The following is a 16,977-nucleotide window of genomic DNA, read 5'->3' as shown; positions in this document are numbered from 1 at the left end:
TCAGCCGCCGCCGAGCAGCGCGCGCACGGCGTCGAGGGTGTCCGCATCGGCGGGGGACTTGTCCGGCCGGTAGCGGACCACGCGGGCGAAGCGCAGCGCGACGCCGCCGGGGTAGCGGGGGCTGCGCTGGGCGCCGTCCAGGGCGATCTCGACGACCAGTTCCGGCTTCATGAGGAGGCCCCACCCGGGCTGCTCGCGGGCCAGCTCGGGGAAGGTCTGCGTCTGCCAGTCCAGCAGCTCGTCGGTCATCCCCTTGAAGGTCTTGCCGACCATGACCGGCTCGCCGCCGTCGGGGTCGCGGGCGCCGAGGTGGATGTTCGACAGCTTCCCGGAGCGCCGGCCGTACCCCCACTCCGCGCCGAGCACCACCAGGTCGAGGGTGTGCACCGGCTTGACCTTCTGCCACGCCTTCCCGCGACGGCCCGCGGCGTAGGGCGCGTCGAGCGCCTTGACGACCACCCCCTCGTGCCCGGCGCTCAGCGCGCCGTCGAGAACCTCGGCGGCCTGCTCGGGGGTGGGCCGGCGGACGCCGGGCATCCGCAGCGGGGCGTGCTCCTCGCCGGCCACCAGCTCCGCCAGCGCGTCGAGGCGGACGGCCAGCGGCTCGTCGAGCAGGTCACGCCCGTCGAGGTGCAGCAGGTCGAAGAAGAACGGGCTGAGCAGCACCGTCTCGTCGGCGGCGCTGCCGAAGCGGCTCATCGTGTCCTGGAAGGCGCGCGGCCGGCCGTCGTCGTCCAGCGCGAGGGTCTCGCCGTCGAGCACGGCGGAGCGGCACGGCAGCGACCGGACCTGCGCGACCAGCTCGGGGACCCCGTCGGTCACCTCGCGGAGCGTGCGGGTCCAGACGCGGACGACGTCGCCGTCGCGGTGCACCTGGATGCGCGCGCCGTCCAGCTTGTGTTCGACCGTGACCTCGTCGCCGAGGTCGGCCAGCGCCGCGTCCAGCGAGGAGCCGGGGGCGGCCAGCATCGGCCGGACCGGGCGGCCCACCCGCAGCTGCACGGCCCCGAGCGCGCCCGTGCCGCCGGCCAGGGCGGTGGCGGCGGTCTCCGGGAGGCTGCCCGACAGCATGAACGCCCGCCGCACCGCCGCGGCCGGGACGTCGGCCGCCGTGGCGATCGCGTCGAGGACGACGCCCTCGAGCGCGCCCTGCCGCAGCTCACCGGTCAGCAACCGGACGAGGAAGCGCTGCTCGTCGGCGGTGGCGGCGGTGAGCAGCCGCTCGAGCAGCGCCTCCCTCCTGCCCGCCGAGCCGGCGCCGGTGGTGCCCGCCAGCCCGGCGAGGGCACGGTCGACATCGGCGACGGTGAGCTGCGGATGCCGGGCCGGGTCGTGCTCGAGACGGGTGAGGGTCCGCCAGCCGACCCCGAGCCGGCCCTGCAGCGTGTCGCCGGCCAGCCACGCCGTCCCCGCCCGCACCTCGTCGCCGTCCGCCCGGCGCAGCAGGTCGGCGATGGCCGCGGCCTTCGCCGTGCGCGACCGGGTGGCCGCGACCGCGGCGGAGGCGGCGACGACGTCGGCGAACAGCACGGCGACATGGTGGCAGCCGGGTCCGACGGGCTGCGGCGGAACGGGGACGCAGCGGTCGTCCCGGCTGCTCCGGAGCGGTCGCCGGAGAGCGGGTCCGACGTCCTCCTGTTGGCCCTGGTGCCGTTCGTCGGGAGAAGATGCCGTCCGGTCCTCGGGAGCGAGCAGCTCACGTCCTCGACGTCCACCCGCCGTCCGCCGACGGCCCGCCGCTCCATCCGCCCGTGCAGTACGACCCGCCCTGGAGTTCCTTGATGAGTGAACGAGCGGCCTCCCCGGGGGCCACCACCGACCCCGAGCCGCCGACCAGGCTCAAGGGCCCGGTCTTCTACGGCGCGGCGACCGGTGTCGTGCTGATCGCCCTCTGGGCGATGGTCGCCCCGGCCGCGGCCGCGGACGCCATCGGCGCGCTGGTGGGCTGGACGTCGGAGTGGTTCGGCTGGTTCTACATCCTGTTCGCGACCGCTGTCCTGGTCTTCGTGCTGTTCCTGGGCATCTCCCGCTACGGGAGCACCAAGCTGGGGCCCGAGCACTCGACGCCGCAGTACAGCACCTTCGCCTGGGCCTCCATGCTCTTCGCCGCCGGCATCGGCACCGACCTGATGTTCTTCGCGGTCGCCGAGCCGGTGACGCAGTACCTCGCCCCGCCGGTCGGCGAGGGGGAGACCGTGGCAGCGGCGCGCGAGGCGACCGTGTGGACGCTCTTCCACTACGGCATCACCGGATGGGGGATGTACGCGCTGATGGGGATGGCGCTGGCCTACGCCGCCTACCGCCGGAACCTGCCGTTGGCGATCCGCTCCGCGCTCTACCCCCTCTTCGGCAAGCGGATCCACGGCGCCCTGGGGCACGGCGTCGACCTGGCCGCAATCCTGGGGACGATCTTCGGGGTGGCCACGTCGCTGGGCATCGGCGTCGTGCAGCTCAACTTCGGCCTGCGGGTGCTCTTCGGCATCCCGGAGGGGCGTGCGGCGCAGATCGGGCTCATCGTCCTCGCTGTCGCGGCGGCCACGGTGTCGGCGGTGAGCGGGATCGACAGGGGGATCAAGCGGCTCTCGCAGCTGAACGTCCTGCTGGCCATCGGCCTGGCCGTCTTCGTCCTCCTCGCGGGGAGGACGACCTTCCTGCTCAACGGGCTGGTCCTCAACATCGGGGACTTCGTCAGCAGCTTCCCGAGCCTGACGATGCAGACCTTCGCCTTCGACCGCCCGGCCGAGTGGCTGAACGCCTGGACGTTGTTCTTCTGGGCCTGGTGGACCGCGTGGGCGGCGTTCGTCGGCCTGTTCCTCGCCCGCATCTCCCGGGGGCGCACCATCCGCCAGTTCGTGGCCGGGACGATGATCATCCCGTTCAGCTACGTCGTCATGTGGATCTCGATCTTCGGGAACAGTGCCATCGACCGGGTGCGCGGCGGGGACGCGGCCTTCGGGGAGCTGGCCATGAACACGCCCGAACAGGGCTTCTACACCCTCCTCATGGACTACCCGGCCTTCCCGTTCGTCGGCGCGGTCGCGACCTTCGTCGGCCTGCTCTTCTACGTCACCTCGGCCGACTCCGGCGCCCTGGTGATGGCCAACCTGTCCGCCCACCTGCGCAGACCGAAGGACGACGCCGGGGCGGGCCTGCGCATCTTCTGGGCCGTCGCGACCGGGCTGCTCACTGCCGCGATGCTCATCGTGGGCGGTGTTCCTGCACTGCAGAACGCCACGATCATCATGGGGCTGCCGTTCGCGTTCGTGATGGTGCTGGTCATGGTCGGCCTCTACCGGGCGCTGCGGCTGGAGTCCCTCCGGGCGGCCGGCCGCCGGCCCGTCCTCGCCGGCCTGTCGGGCCGGCTGCTCAGCGCGCCTGCGGACGGGCGCGAACCGTCCGGGTGGCGGGTGCGGCGGGGGCGGGCCATGGCCTTCGCCGGTGAGAGCTCCGCCGAGGACTACCTCGAGAAGGTGGCGGTGCCGGCGCTCCGGGAGGTGGCCGCGGAGCTGCGTGGCCAGGGCATCGACGTCCAGGTGCGGCGGTCGGGCGCCCTGGACGAGTCGTGGACCGAGCTCACCGCGGACCTCGGTGGCGAGCACCCGTTCCACTACCGGCTCCGCCTCCGGGCGCTACCGGTCCTCGGCCACGGACGACGGGCCCGGGCGGACGGGGACACGTACCCGCGGCTGCAGGCCCAGGCGGGGGAGGGAGCGCTGGGCCACGACGTCCTGGGCTACACCCACTCGCAGCTCATCGACGACGTCCTGGACCAGTACGAGCGGTACCTCGAGCTCCTCCGTCTCCAGGAGCCGATCCTCGCTCCCCGCCGGCCGAGCGCCGAGCAGCCGATCCGCGACTGAAGGACCCCGGCCCCCGTGCAGGGGCCCGTCGCGAGCTCGCGAGTGCCGGGGGGCAAGGGGGTCCTCTGTCAACCGGACAGGTGGGCCTGCTTCGGGGCCAGGCCGCGCAGCGCCTCGGCCGCCACGCGGTCCCGGTCGGCACCCGCAGCGGCGGTGACCGCCGCGCCGACGAGGCCCTCGACCAGCGGTCCGGGGGAGAGGACGACCCGCTCGCGGACGTCGTCGTCCAGCAGCTCCAGCGCGGTCTCGGCGGAGAGGACGGCGCTGCCGAGGTCCATGAGGACGACGACGCCGTCCCCGCTGTCGACCGCGGCGACGGCGTCGGCGATCGCCGTCGCGTCGGTGCCGAGGCCGCCGTCGACGTCCCCGGCCGCCACCCCGACGGCCAGCTCCCGGCCGGGCAGCATCCCGCGGGCGAGCTCGACCGCGGCGTCGGCGAGGGCGCGGCTGTGCGACACGACCACCAGCCCGACCGGCACCGCTCAGCCCTCGCCGTTGAGCGCGGTGGCGGCGGCCTGCACCAGCAGCGTCGCCGAGGCCGCGCCGGGGTCCACGTGTCCGGCGCTGCGCTCGCCGAGGTAGCTGGCCCGACCCTTGCGGGCGACCAGCGGTTCGGTCGCGTCGCGTCCGGCCGCAGCGGCCTCCGCGGCTGCGTCCAGGGCCTCGTCCAGGGACCCGCCCGCGGCCAGTGCCTCGTCGAGCGCGTCGCACGCCGGGCCGAGCGCGTCGAGCATCGTCTTGTCCCCGCGCTCGGCCTTGCCCCGCGCGACGACGCCGTCGTACCCGGCGCGCACCGCGGTGGCGAGCGCGCGGCCGTGGTGGGTGGGGTCGGTGCCGACGTCGAGGGCGCCCGCGGCGCGGAGGAAGAAGGTGCCGTAGAGCGGGCCGCTGGCGCCGCCCACCGTCTTGATCAGCGTCGTCGCGACCGTCTTGAGGACGGCGGCGGGGTCGTCGGCGGGCTGGGCCTCGAGGGCGGCGACGGCCGCGGTCAGGCCGCGGTCGAGGTTGGCGCCGTGGTCGGCGTCCCCGATGGCCGCGTCGAGCTGGGTGAGCGCGTCGCGCTGCTCGTGCGCCAGCCGGGCGAACTCCCGGACCCAGGCGGTGAGCGCGGCGGCGTCGACGGCGCTCATGCGCCCCAGCGCAGGGACGGGGTGCGCGCGGGGGCGTCCCAGAGCCGCAGCAGCTCGTCGTCGGCCTTGAGCAGGGTCACCGAGCAGCCGGCCATGTCGAGGCTGGTCATGTACGAGCCGACGAGGTTGCGGGCGACGCCGACCCCCGCCTTCTCCAGCACGGCGACCACCTCGGCGTACATGAGGTAGAGCTCGAGCAGCGGCGTGCCGCCCATGCCGTTGACGAAGGCGATCACCCCGTCGCCGCCGGTCATGTCCAGGTCGGCGAGGACGGGCTCGAGCAGCATCTCGGCGACCTCCCGTGCCGGCGCCAGCGGGACGCGGCGGCGGCCGGGCTCGCCGTGGATGCCGATGCCGATCTCCATCTCGTCGTCCGGCAGGTCGAAGGTCGGTCGGCCGGCGGCGGGGACGGTGCAGGAGGTGAGCGCCATGCCCATGCTGCGGCCGTTGGCGTTGACCCGCTTGGCGACGTCGGCGACCTCGGCCAGCGGCCGGCCCTCCTCGGCCGCGGCGCCGGCCAACTTCTCGAGCAGGACCGTGACCCCGACGCCCCGCCGGCCGGCGGTGTAGAGGCTGTCCTGGACGGCGACGTCGTCGTCGGTGACCACCGCGACGACCTCGGTGTCGGACTCGGCGGCCACCAGCTCCGCCGCCATCTCGAAGTTCATGACGTCGCCGGTGTAGTTCTTCACGATGTGCAGGACCCCGGCGCCGCCGTCGACGCCGCGGGTCGCCGCCACCACCTGGTCGGGGACCGGCGAGGTGAACACCTCCCCGGCGCACGCCGCGTCGAGCATCCCGGCGCCGACGAAGCCGGCGTGCATCGGCTCGTGCCCCGAGCCGCCGCCGGAGACCAGGCCGACCTTGCCCCGCACCGGGGCGTCGCCGCGGAACACGACGCGGTTCTCGTGGTCGACGCGCAGCTCCGGGTGCGCCGCGGCCAGGCCGCGCAACGCCTCGGGGACGACGTCGGCGGGGTCGTTGATGAGCTTCTTCATCGCAGCCTCCTGACCTCGGCGTGCCCGGTGACGCGGGTCACGGGGCAGGAGGCTAGGAGGGTGCACCCGACGGGCACAAGCGAGGCCGGGCCGCCGCCGCCCGGTGCCCTCCGCGCCGAGTCGCTCGCCGCCCGGTCCGTGCTCTCCGGTCGCCCCCGGTCCGGCGTTCGCCGCCCGGCCCGGCCGCGGCCTCCGCTCACCGTGTCCCGACGTCCCCGTGCCGGCCCGGCCGCCTGGACCTGCTCTCCGCGCACCGCGTCCCGACGTCCTCGTCCTGGCCCGACCGGCCGACCTCGCCGCGCCACATCGCTGACCTGCGGGGTCGGAGAGGACGCGGCGGGGCCCCGACCCGGTGACCGCGTCGTGGAACTCGCCGGCGACGGTGCGGTCCGGACAGCTCAGTTCGTCGGCAACGGCGTGGGAGCGTCCTCCGTCGGGTCCTGGTCGGGGTCCTCGTCCGGGAAGTCGAACGGCGGGGTCGGGGCCTGGCCCTCGGCCGACACCGGCACGTCGATCGTCACCTCACCGGCCGCACCGAAGGTGAACGTGACGGGGATCGACTGCGACGAGCGCAGCTCCCGCCCCAGGTCGAGCAGGATCACGTCGGGCGGCCCCTCCGCACCCACGTACAGGGTGTCGTCGGCGTCCACGATGAGCGGCAGCGGCTGGCCCTCGGTGGTCTCGACCCGGACCCCGCCGAAGTCCGGTCCGCTGATCCCGGTGAGCGTCACCGGCTCGCCGCCGGTGTTGGTGAGCGCCATGAACAGCCGAGCGTCCTCGCCGGGCTCGTACACCCCGTCCAGCGGCCACTCGAGCTGCACCTGCTGCAGCTCCACGTCGTCGCCGAGCCGCACGTCGGGGCCGACCGCACCGCCCTCGACCTCGGCGGGATCGTCGGAGAGCGGCCCCTGCTCCTCGGCGCCGCCGCACGCGGTCGGCGCGAGCAGCACGACGGCGGAAGCGGCCACCAGGCGGGTGCGGGGGGACGGCAGTGACGGTCGGGCGGTCATCGGAGCGGCCTCCTCCGGGAGGTCGGGGGACCCGTGCGGGCCACTGCGGCCGGCACGGCGGACCCCCTGCGAACGCACTCCTCCTGCCCGGCCCGCGGGGCGATGCGCACGTCCGACCGCTCTCGTCACCGCATCGTGATGGACCGCCCGTCGACGCCCAGCGGGTGCGGTCCTCGGCGCCGCGCGGCCCGGCCTCAGAACCAGCCGCGGCGGCCGCCGAGCTGCCGGATGGCGGCGTCCAGGTGTGCGGCCACGGAGCGGACGTCGGTGTCGGAGTGGCCCAGCCGCAGCCGGGCGCCGACGTCGCGCCCCTCGGTGAGCAGCCCGCCGCGCCGGTCGACCTCCAACACCACGTCCACACCCTGCGGGTCGGCGAGGAAGGTGACCTCCAGCTCGTTGACCCGGCCGCGCAACCCGCGGGGTGGGGTGAACTCGACCTCCTGGTAGAAGGGCAGCTCGCTGCCGCGGATGCGGCCCTTCTCCACATCGGCGCCGCGGAAGGCGAAGCCCAGGCCGTCCAGGGCGTGCAGCACGGTGCGCTGCACCGGCAGCGGCAGGACGGTCACCGGATCGAGGTCGCCGGGGTCGACCGCGCCGGCGATGTCGAGCCGGGTGCGCAGGCCGACGCGCATGCCGCGCAGCTGCCAGCCGTCGATCGCGGTGACCGGGCACTGCCAGGGGACCGGCAGGCGGAACGGCACGCTGCGCCGTTCACCCGGCTCGATCCGCGCTGCGCCCGCGATCACGGCGGTGCCGAAGGTGACCTCCTCGCGCCAGGAGGAGTCGCCGCTCTCCACCTCCACGGTGGCCTGGAGCGCGACGCGGACCTCGGTGACGTCCTGGGCGACGGTGCCCCCGGTGACGTGCACCGTGCCGGTGACGGTGCCGCCCGGCGTCGTCTCCGGCTGGTCGAGCACGGTCTCGACGCCGGCGCCGCCGGAGCCCAGGCGCGCCATCATGCCGCGGAAGGCCATCGGTCCTCCTGGTTCGCAGGGGTGGGGCTGGACCATGTCGACCGGAGCCTGTCACGGGGCTCGTCCGGGTGTCACCGCTCGTGGCGAGGGCACCGGGGTCCGCATGGACCTCCCGCCGACACCGTTCCCGAGGAGGGCGACGTGAGCGAGACCTTCAGCCTGGGCCGGATCGCCGGCATCCGCGTCGGCGTGAACGCCAGTGTCCTCGTGATCGTCCTGATCATCGCCGGGGGCCTGGCGTTCGGCCGGTTCCCCCTGGTGCTGCCCGGTCGCGGCGCCCCCGCGTACGTCGTCGCCGCGTTGGCGGCCGCCGTCGCCTTCCTGGCCTCGCTGCTGGCGCACGAGCTGGCCCACGCCCTGGTGGCTCGCCGCAACGGGGTCGAGGTCGAGGGCATCACCCTGTGGCTGCTGGGGGGTGTGGCCCGGCTGAGGGGAGGGGCCCGCACGCCCGGGGCGGAATTCCGCATCGCCGGCGTCGGCCCCCTCACCAGCCTCGTCCTCGGCCTCCTCCTCGGCGCCGGCGCCATGCTGGCGCGGCTCGCGGGGGCCGACGGTCTGCCGGTGGCCGTCCTCGAGTACCTCGCCGGCATCAACGTGGTGCTCGCCGTCTTCAACCTCGTCCCGGCCGCCCCTCTCGACGGCGGGCGGCTGCTGCGCGCGCTCCTGTGGCGCCTCCGCGGCGATGCGTGGTCCTCGGCGGTGACCGCGGCACGGGCGGGCCGGGTCTTCGGCTTCGCCCTGATCGCGCTGGGCTTCCTGCAGCTGGTCACCGGCCGGGGGTTCGGCGGGCTGTGGCTGGCCCTCGTGGGGCTGTTCGTGGTGAACGCGGCGACCGCCGAGGAGCAGCACGCGCAGGTGTCCGGCCGGCTGGGCGGGCTGACCGTCGGTGCGGTCATGAGCAGCCCCGCGCTGGTCGCCGACCCCGACCTGACCGTCGAGCGGTTCCTGCACGAGGTGGCCATGGTGCGGCGCTACAGCACCTATCCGCTCGTCGACCGCTCCGGCGCACTGGTCGGCCTCGTGACGCTCAACCGGCTGCGCTCGGTGCCGCCCGCGGCCCGGGCCACGACCCGGCTCCGGGACGTCGCCTGCCCCCCGCCGGAGATCCCGGTCGCCCGGCCCGACGAGCCACTGACCGAGCTGCTGCCGCGCTTGGAGGGGTGCACCGACGGCCGCGCGGTCGTCCTCGACGGCAGCGGGGTCGTCGGCGTCGTCTCACCGAGCGACGTCGCCCGCACCCTCCAGCTGGCCGACCTCGCCGCCTTCGACCGGTATCCGTCGGCGGGGGGCGGGGCCGACGTCGCCCGCGTGCCGGACCCCGGCCGGCCCTGACCGGTCCGGCCGGGCGCCAGGCCGGACCGGTCAGGTCAGGCCGTCGAGCGCTCGGAGAGCTCGGCGGCCAGGTCGCGGCTGGCCGCGGTGAGCACCGGGATGGCGCGAGCGACGAGGTCCGGGGTCATCCGGGCAGCGGGCCCGGACGCCGACACGGCCATGCTCACCGTGGCAGCGTGGACCGGGACGGCCACGCATCGGACGCCGTCCTCCTGCTCACCCTCGTCGATCGCGTAGCCGACACGGCGGATCTCGTGCAGAGCCGTGATCAGCGCATCGGGGTCGGTGATGGTGTGTGCCGTCTGTGCCGGCATCCCGGTGCGGAGCAGGATGGCCCGTACCTGCTCGTCGGGGAGGAGGGACAGCACGGCCTTGCCGACACCGGTGCTGTGCGGGTACACGCGCCTGCCGACCTCGGTGAAGATGCGCATCGAGTGGTGGGATGCCACCTGCTCGACGTACATGACCCGGTCCCGGTCGAGGGTGGCGACGTTGGCCGACTCGCCCAGCTCGGCGACCACCGACTCGAGCACGGGGCGGGCCCAGGCTCCCAGCCTCGCCCCCGCCGCCTCGCCGAGGGGTACCAGCCGCGCGCCCAGCACGTACCGGCGGTTGGGCAACTGGCGCATGTAGCCCCGGTCCACGAGGGTGCGGGCGAGCCGGTGGATCGTGGGCACCGGCAGCGCGCACGCCGCTGCGATCTCGCTGATCGACGACTCGCCGCCGGCAGCGGCGACCGCCTCCAGGACGTCGAGGACGCGGCTGACGGACTGCACCCCGGTGGACGGTGCACCGGAACTCACGGCTTCACCACCCATGTCCACATGACGGAAAGAACTTTACAGCATGCGATAAAACCTGAATGCTCGCTTTCCGTCACGCGATATCACCCGTCCGCATGGCGGGACTCTGCGTCTCGCGAGGAGGAGCCATGGACGTCGCCCGCGTCCGAACCGCCATCGCGGAGGACCTCGGCGACGGCCACGACGGACCGTCGAGCGCACCACCGTGAGCGCCACGACCCACGTTCGGCCACGGTGAGCGCGGTGGTCCCAGCGGAGTCGACCCCTCGGGCCCGGCCGCGGCCGACCGTCCCCTCAGCCTCTGGACAAGGAGCAGCACAGCCATGACCCGACCCAGCGATGGACTGGCCGACCTGCTGGACGAGCGCCTCGCCGACGCCGACGAGCGGCTGCGCCGCTGCTATCCCGGTGAGACGGGCAGCCGCCAGCCGGTGCACACCGTCTACGTGCCCGCCGACCAGTTCACCGCCGAGGTCCCCCGTAACTGGGGTCGGGCGGCCCTGGACCTGCTCGATGCGCACGCCCCCACGGCGTCGGCGCTGGCCGAGGCCACCGGCATGCCGGTGGCCTCGGTGGAGGACGTGTACGACCGCGTGAGGGCGAAGCTGGGCCGGGAACCGGTCGAGGACCTGCGTGTGGACTTCGAGGACGGCTACGGCACCCGCGCCGACGACGAGGAGGATCGGGCGGCGGCCGCCGCCGCCACGGCGCTGGCGGCGACGGCGCGGGCCGAGGGTGGGCCGGCGTTCGTGGGCATCCGCTTCAAGAGCTTCGAGGAGTCGACCCGGCGTCGCGGTCTGCGGACGCTCGAACTGGTGCTCACCGGGCTCGTCGACGACGGGGGCGTCCCAGAGGGGTTCCTGCTCACCCTGCCCAAGGTCACCTCGGTGGACCAGGTGGCGGCGATGGTGGAGGTCTGCCACCGGCTGGAGTCCGCCTGTGGTCTGCCGCCCGGCCGCCTCCGTTTCGAGATCCAGGTGGAGACCCCGCAGGCCGTGGTGGCCGCGGACGGCACCGTCACGGTGGCGCGCATGATCGGCGCGTCCGCCGGTCGCTGCGTGGGCCTGCACTACGGCACGTACGACTACAGCGCTGCGTTGGGCATCGCGGCGGCGCACCAGAGCCTCGAGCACCCGGCCGCCGACCACGCGAAGGCGGTCATGCAGGTCGCCGCGGCGGGAACGGGTGTGCGGCTCTCGGACGGTTCGACCAACGTGGTGCCCGTCGGCGGGCCGGATGCGGTCAGGACCGCGTGGCGACTGCACGCCCGGCTCGTGACCCGCTCGCTGGAGCGGGGGTACTACCAGGGGTGGGACATGCACCCCGGGCACCTGCCCACCCGCTATCTCGCGACCTATGCCTTCTTCCGCGGCGCTCTGCCCGCGGCGTCCGCCCGGATCCGGGCCTACCTCGAGCAGACCCAGAGCGACGTCATGGACGAGCCCGCCACCGCGAGGGCGCTCGCCGGTGCGATCCTGCGTGGCCTCGACTGCGGAGCCGTGACGGTGGACGAGGCGGTCGCCGGCACCGGCGTGGAGCGAGCAGAGCTCGAGGTGCTCGCCGGTCGGGCGCGCGCGTGACGGGTCGCAGGACCCGCGTGGCCCGGTCGGGCCGCCGGGTCGGCGAAGACGTCGCCCTCGACCACCGGCCCCGGGCGGACGACCACCGACGACCCGGCCGGCGGATCCCCCTGCGTCAGTCGATCCCCCGACGGATGAGCCGCCCGTGGGGGGTCTGGTAGTCCACCTCGGTGCCCCGGACGAACGTGCGGCGGACGACGCCGGACAAGGTCTTCTGGTGGTACGGGGTCAGCGGATTCCGGTGGTGGAGCTTGCCGGCGTCGACCACGAAGGCCTGGTCGGGCGCGAAGACCGCCAGGTCGGCGTCGTATCCCAGTGCGATCCGTCCCTTGGACCGGAGCCGGAGCCGGTCGGCGGGCCGGGCGGCCATCCACTCGACGACCTGCTCGAGGCCCAGGCCCCGCAGCCGCGCCTCGGTCCAGACCACCGCCAGGCCCAGCTGGACCGAGGCGATCCCTCCCCAGGCGACGCCGAAGTCCCCGTTCTGCAGGTCCTTCAGGTCCAGGGTGGAGGGGGAGTGGTCGGAGGCGATGTAGTCGATGGTGCCCTCGAGCAGCCCCTCCCAGAGCAACTCGCGGTTGCTCGTCTCACGGATCGGTGGGCAGCACTTGTACGCGGTGCCGCCGTTCGGCACGGCCTCGGACACCAGGGTCAGGTAGTGCGGGCACGTCTCGACCGTCAGGTCCAGCCCGTCGGCCTTGGCGGTGCGCAGCATGGGCAGGGCGTCGGACGACGACAGGTGGAGGATGTGGGTGCGGGCGCCGGTCCAGCGGGTCCGCTCGATGACCTCGGCGATCGCCAGGTTCTCCGCACCGCGGGGTCGTGAGGCCAGGAAGCGCTCGTAGACGTCGCCCTGGGGATCCGGGGCGCGGTCGATGGAGCGCGAGTCCTCGGCGTGCACGATCATCAGCGCGTCGTAGCTGTGCAAGACCTCCAGGTACTCCTCGAGGTCGTCCGGCCCCAGCGGGGGGAACTCATCGACCCCCGAGTGGAGCAGGAAGCACTTGAACCCGAACACGCCGTCGTCGTGCAGCTCGCGGAGGTACTCCTTGTTGCCCGGCACGGCCCCGCCCCAGAAGCCGACGTCGACGAAGGCCTGTGGTGCCGCGATGAACTGCTTGAGCTGCAACGCCGGGCGGTTGACCGTCGACGGGATCGAGTTCAGCGGCATGTCCAGGATGGTCGTGACGCCGCCGGCCGCGGCGGCCTTCGTGGCGGTGGTGAAGCCCTCCCAGTCGGTGCGGCCGGGCTCGTTCACGTGCACGTGCGCGTCCACCAGGCCGGGGATGAGGGTCTCGTCGTCGGCGAGGGTGACGACCGCGTCCCCCTGCAGGCCCGAGCCGAGGGGCTCCAGGGCGGTGATCCGGCCGTCGGTCACGCCGATCTCCCGGGCGACGATCCCCGCGGTCGTCAGGATCCGGGCGCCCCGGACGACCAGGTCGAAGCCCTCGGACCGCGCGCTGACGCCCAGCGTGGGGTCGGCGGCGACGTCCTCTCCTCGTTCGGCGCGCAACCGGGCGAGCTGCTCGAGGATCGTCGCGGGGTCGTTGACGGCCGCCAACTGCTGGAGGGGTTCACCATCGGGCATCGGTCGCTCCTGGGTCGGGTGGTGAGGAGAGCTCGGCTGCGGGCAGCCGGTCTGCGCGCTCGACTGCTCGAGGAGCAGCCCGGCGTCCACCGTGGTGGGCTCGGGGTCCCGGTCGAGCGCCGTGGAGCGGGGGGCCTGGTCAGGACCCGCCAGGTGGTGCTGTTCCTCTGTGGGGTCTGGGTCGGGGGGCCCGGACATCCCTCACCGACCCCCGGTCACGGGCCACCCGGTCATCTTCTTCGTCCGAGCCGGCGCGTAGGTGCGCACCTTCGAGGTGCTCAGCTGCATCCGCACCAGCGACTCGGCCACGGTGACCGCCGCCGCGACCCCGTCGACGACGGGCACCCCGGTGCGCGCTCGCACTGCCGACTCGAGCTCGGCCATCCCGCCGCAGCCGAGGCAGATGACCTCGGCGTGGTCGTCGCGCACCGCTGCGGCGGACTGCTCCACGATGGCCTCGACCGCGCGCTCGGGGTCGGCCTCGAGCTCGAGGACCGCCAGGCCGCTGGCCCGGACCGAGGCGCAGCGGCGGTCCAGGCCGGCGAGGAGCAGCCGGTCCTCGATGAGGGGCACCGCCCGGTCCAGGGTCGTGACGACGGAGTATCGGTGCCCCAGGTACATCGCCGTCGAGGCCGCGGCCTCGGTGATGTCCACGACCGGGACGTCGAGCAGCTCCTGCAGCCCCTCCCGGCCGTGCTCCCCGTAGCCGGCCTGGATGACGGCGTCGAACGGTCCGTCGTAGGCGAGGACGCGGTCCATGACGGCGACCGCGGCCAGGTAGCTCTCCAGGTTCCCCTCCACCGATTCCGCCCCGAAGGCCGGGGTGAGCCCGACTATCTCCGTTCCGGGCAGTGCCACGCGGCGGGCCTGCTCCGCGATGCCCTCGGTCATGGACTCGGTGGTGTTGACGTTGACCACGAGAATCCGCATCGTTCCTGTCCCTTCGGGCGGTGTCGGCTGGCTCAGTGGCGCACGGCGACGGCGATGGACTCACCGTCGACGTCGGTGAAGGTGCGTGTGCGGTCGGCGATGACGTAGTAGATGAGGGCAGCGAGGCCGGCCGCGATGAACCAGGAGAAGGCGGCGAACGTGCCCAGGCCCTCGACGAAGGCGAACAGCAGCGCGATGGCCGCTGAGGGGATGAGTGCGACGATGGCCCGCGTGTTCACGCCGTTGCGGTACCAGTACTCGCCGGAGGCCGCGTAGGTGTACAGCTCCGGGACGTTGACCTGCTGCCGGCGCAGCAGCCAGTAGTCAGCCATCACGATGCCGAACAGCGGGCCGAGGAAGGCGCCCAGGCCGCCGAGGAAGTAGAGGATGACCGCCGGGCTGTTGTAGAGGTTCCAGGGCAGGATGACGAAGCCGATGACCCCGGACACGATCGCCGCGCGACGGAAGTCCAGCCTGCGCGGCATCAGCGCGGCGAGGGCGAACGAGGGTGCGACGAAGTTCGCCATCAGGTTGACCGCGATCGTCAGCGTCAGCAGCGCCAGGCAGGCGAGGACCAGCAGCGGGGTGCTGCCGATCGACTCCACGACGTCGGTCGGGCTGGTGATCACGCGCCCGTCGATGGCCAGGCGGCCGCCGGTGAGGACGACGACCACCAGACCGAAGAACAGCATGTTGACCGGGATCCCCCAGAGGTTGCCCAGGACCACGGACCTCTTGGACTTGGCGCCGCGGGTGAAGTCGCAGAAGTTGAGGACGAACGTCGCGTAGATGGCGACCCAGAGGGCGCCGCCGCCCAGGATCTGGATCCACATCTCGGTCCCGCGCAGCTCGTCGGGCGGGGACCAGGCGATCGAGCCCCCCGCCTGGATGAACACGTACAGGGCCAGCGCCACGAACGTGGCCAGGATGACCGGTCCGGCGAACGCTTCGTACCTGCGGATCATCTCCATGCCGTAGCAGGCGATCAGGACCTGTACCGCCCACAGGATGCTGAAGCAGATCCACGACAGGTGCGACAGCCCCAGGGTGCTGCTCGCGGTCAGGGACTCCAGCGAGGGGAACAGTGCGATCAGCAGCACGTTGCCGACGAGCGCCGCGAGGTAGGTCTGGATGCCGAACCAGACGATCGCCACGCCCCCACGGAGGAGGGCCGGGATCTGCGCGCCGCGGACGCCGAAGCTGATCCGGCTCATGACGGGGAACGGCACGCCGGTCTTGACGCCCATGTAGCCCGACAGCGTCAGGAGCAGGAACAGCAGGGCGGCGCCGACACCGATGGCGGTGAGGATCTGCCAGGTGCCCAGGCCGAGGGCGAAGAGCCCGATGGCGAACGCGTAGTTGCCGAGGCTGTGCACGTCGTTGGCCCACAACGCGAAGATGTTGTAGGAGCTCCAGGTCCGGCCCTCCCGCCTGGTGGGTGCCAGGTCCTCGTTGTAGAGGCCGGGGTCGACCCCGGCGGGCACCGTCCCGGCAGGGCCGTGCAGGACCGCAGACGGTCCCACGATGGTGTCGCTCTTCGCCGGGCCGCCGGAGGGGGATGCTCCGCTCATCGGGTGACTCCGTTTCGTATACGAAAACTGGGTCTCGCCGCGTAACCTGCATCACATCAAGCCGCGCTGTCAAGGCCCGGTTTCGCGATGCGAAAGATCAACTCCAGGCTGCGGAACAGACGTTGCGTCAACCAGCACCTTCATCTTTGGGTCCAGCGGATCGGCCGCGAACGGATGACTGTCGCGACCGCCCCAACGATGACCGAGCTCTCCCCGTGACCCGGAAGGCACCCCATGAGGAGGCCAGTGAACCGGGTTCCCGATGCACTGGGAGGTGTCCGGCTCCAGGGGCTGGCGGAGCCTGTGGTTGACGTCACGTATACCAAAAGCTATGTTTCATCTTAAGGAACATAACTTCCGCCAGACGGAAAGGTGCGGATGATGACGCCTCGTCGGTACGCGGCCAACCTGTCGATGCTCTTCTCCGAGCTCCCCCTCCTCGATCGGCCTGGAGCGGCTCGCGAGGCCGGCTTCGACGCCGTCGAGTTCTGGTGGCCGTTCACCGAGGCCGTTCCTGCCGACGGTGCCGTCGATGCCTTCGTGCGATCGATCGAGGACGCCGGCGTCTCCCTGATCGGGCTGAACTTCTTCGCCGGCGACATGCCCAGCGGCGACCGCGGCCTGGTGTCCTGGCCGGCCCGCTCGGCGGAGTTCAGGGACAGCGTCGAGGTCACCGTGGGCATCGGCGAGCGGCTGGGCTGCCGGGCCTTCAACGCGCTCTACGGCAACCGCGTCGACCAGGCGACCCCCGAGGAGCAGGACGAACTCGCCGTCGAGAACCTCGCCCTGGCCGGTCGCGCGGCGGCGCGGATCGGTGGCACGGTCCTGGTCGAGGCGGTCAGCGGCGCGCCGCGCTACCCACTGCTCACGGCCGACGACGTGGTCGCCGTCATCGACCGCGTCCAGCGGGAGACCGGCGTGGCGGATCTCGGCTTCCTCTGCGATCTGTACCACCTGGCGGTCAACGGCGACGACCTCGACGCGGTCATCCCACGCCACGCCGATCGGATCGCGCACGTCCAGATCGCCGACGCTCCCGGCCGGAACGAGCCCGGTACCGGCCGACTGGACCTGGAGGGCTACCTGGACCAGCTGGCCGCCTCCGGATACGACGGTTGGGTCGCGCTGGAGTACAAGCCGCGGGCCGGCACCGTCGAGGGCCTGGACTGGCTGCCCGAGGCCAGCCGGTCGGCCCGCTGAA

14 protein-coding genes are annotated in these 16,977 nt (G+C 73.3%); 4 read left to right on the top strand and 10 right to left on the bottom strand.

All coding sequences use genetic code 11. The annotated features are described in order from the left end of the window. Positions 1-1,530 (bottom strand): ATP-dependent DNA ligase, encoded by a 1,530-nt coding sequence (locus ACWIX3_RS18685; protein ID WP_448608843.1) that lies wholly within the window; start codon positions 1,528-1,530, stop codon positions 1-3. A gap of 251 nt (positions 1,531-1,781) precedes the next feature. On the opposite strand from ACWIX3_RS18685, the gene betT reads away from it, so the two are divergent. Next, a complete protein-coding gene (gene betT, locus ACWIX3_RS18680) occupies positions 1,782-3,860 on the top strand; it encodes a choline BCCT transporter BetT (RefSeq protein WP_448608842.1) in 2,079 nt (692 codons plus the stop codon). A 68-nt stretch (positions 3,861-3,928) separates the two neighbouring features. Here the strand turns inward: betT and dhaM are convergent, their stop codons facing one another. From dhaM to ACWIX3_RS18655, 5 genes are all read right to left on the bottom strand, one after another. Beyond that, positions 3,929-4,339: a dihydroxyacetone kinase phosphoryl donor subunit DhaM gene (gene dhaM / locus ACWIX3_RS18675; RefSeq protein ID WP_448608841.1), complete on the bottom strand. Its 411-nt coding sequence runs from the start codon at positions 4,337-4,339 to the stop codon at positions 3,929-3,931. A 3-nt stretch (positions 4,340-4,342) separates the two neighbouring features. Further along, positions 4,343-4,990: a dihydroxyacetone kinase subunit DhaL gene (gene dhaL, locus ACWIX3_RS18670; protein ID WP_448608840.1), complete on the bottom strand. Its 648-nt coding sequence runs from the start codon at positions 4,988-4,990 to the stop codon at positions 4,343-4,345. Beyond that, positions 4,987-5,988: a dihydroxyacetone kinase subunit DhaK gene (dhaK, locus tag ACWIX3_RS18665; RefSeq protein WP_448608839.1), complete on the bottom strand. Its 1,002-nt coding sequence runs from the start codon at positions 5,986-5,988 to the stop codon at positions 4,987-4,989. The genes dhaL and dhaK overlap by 4 nt, the downstream gene beginning before the upstream one ends. 398 nt (positions 5,989-6,386) lie before the next feature. Beyond that, positions 6,387-6,998, bottom strand: a complete 612-nt coding sequence (locus tag ACWIX3_RS18660; protein WP_448608838.1) for a hypothetical protein — start codon at positions 6,996-6,998, stop codon at positions 6,387-6,389. 194 nt (positions 6,999-7,192) lie between these two features. Beyond that, positions 7,193-7,972, bottom strand: coding sequence for a sporulation protein (locus tag ACWIX3_RS18655; protein ID WP_448608837.1), 780 nt, complete (start codon positions 7,970-7,972; stop codon positions 7,193-7,195). A gap of 141 nt (positions 7,973-8,113) precedes the next feature. Between ACWIX3_RS18655 and ACWIX3_RS18650 the strand changes: the two genes are divergently transcribed. Next, positions 8,114-9,304, top strand: coding sequence for a site-2 protease family protein (locus ACWIX3_RS18650; RefSeq protein ID WP_448608836.1), 1,191 nt, complete (start codon positions 8,114-8,116; stop codon positions 9,302-9,304). A gap of 35 nt (positions 9,305-9,339) precedes the next feature. Here ACWIX3_RS18650 and ACWIX3_RS18645 read toward each other — a convergent pair whose 3' ends face one another. Then, positions 9,340-10,080, bottom strand: coding sequence for an IclR family transcriptional regulator (locus tag ACWIX3_RS18645; RefSeq protein ID WP_448608835.1), 741 nt, complete (start codon positions 10,078-10,080; stop codon positions 9,340-9,342). Between the two features lie 350 nt (positions 10,081-10,430). Here ACWIX3_RS18645 and ACWIX3_RS18640 point away from each other — a divergent pair, with 350 nt between their 5' ends. Then, positions 10,431-11,687: a DUF6986 family protein gene (locus ACWIX3_RS18640; protein WP_448608834.1), complete on the top strand. Its 1,257-nt coding sequence runs from the start codon at positions 10,431-10,433 to the stop codon at positions 11,685-11,687. Between the two features lie 115 nt (positions 11,688-11,802). Here ACWIX3_RS18640 and allB read toward each other — a convergent pair whose 3' ends face one another. From allB to ACWIX3_RS18625, 3 genes are all read right to left on the bottom strand, one after another. After that, positions 11,803-13,275 (bottom strand): allantoinase AllB, encoded by a 1,473-nt coding sequence (allB, locus tag ACWIX3_RS18635; protein ID WP_448608833.1) that lies wholly within the window; start codon positions 13,273-13,275, stop codon positions 11,803-11,805. A 201-nt stretch (positions 13,276-13,476) separates the two neighbouring features. Then, a complete protein-coding gene (locus ACWIX3_RS18630) occupies positions 13,477-14,205 on the bottom strand; it encodes an aspartate/glutamate racemase family protein (RefSeq protein ID WP_448608832.1) in 729 nt (242 codons plus the stop codon). 32 nt (positions 14,206-14,237) lie between these two features. Then, complete coding sequence (locus tag ACWIX3_RS18625; RefSeq protein WP_448608831.1) at positions 14,238-15,776, bottom strand: NCS1 family nucleobase:cation symporter-1; 1,539 nt, start codon at positions 15,774-15,776, stop codon at positions 14,238-14,240. A 381-nt stretch (positions 15,777-16,157) separates the two neighbouring features. Here ACWIX3_RS18625 and ACWIX3_RS18620 point away from each other — a divergent pair, with 381 nt between their 5' ends. Beyond that, a complete protein-coding gene (locus ACWIX3_RS18620) occupies positions 16,158-16,976 on the top strand; it encodes a hydroxypyruvate isomerase family protein (RefSeq protein WP_448608830.1) in 819 nt (272 codons plus the stop codon). Position 16,977: the final 1 nt, after the last annotated feature.

Source organism: Geodermatophilus sp. URMC 60 (assembly GCF_053502585.1).
Note: the sequence above shows the minus strand (reverse complement) of the source record. Positions and strands in the feature narration are given on the sequence as shown.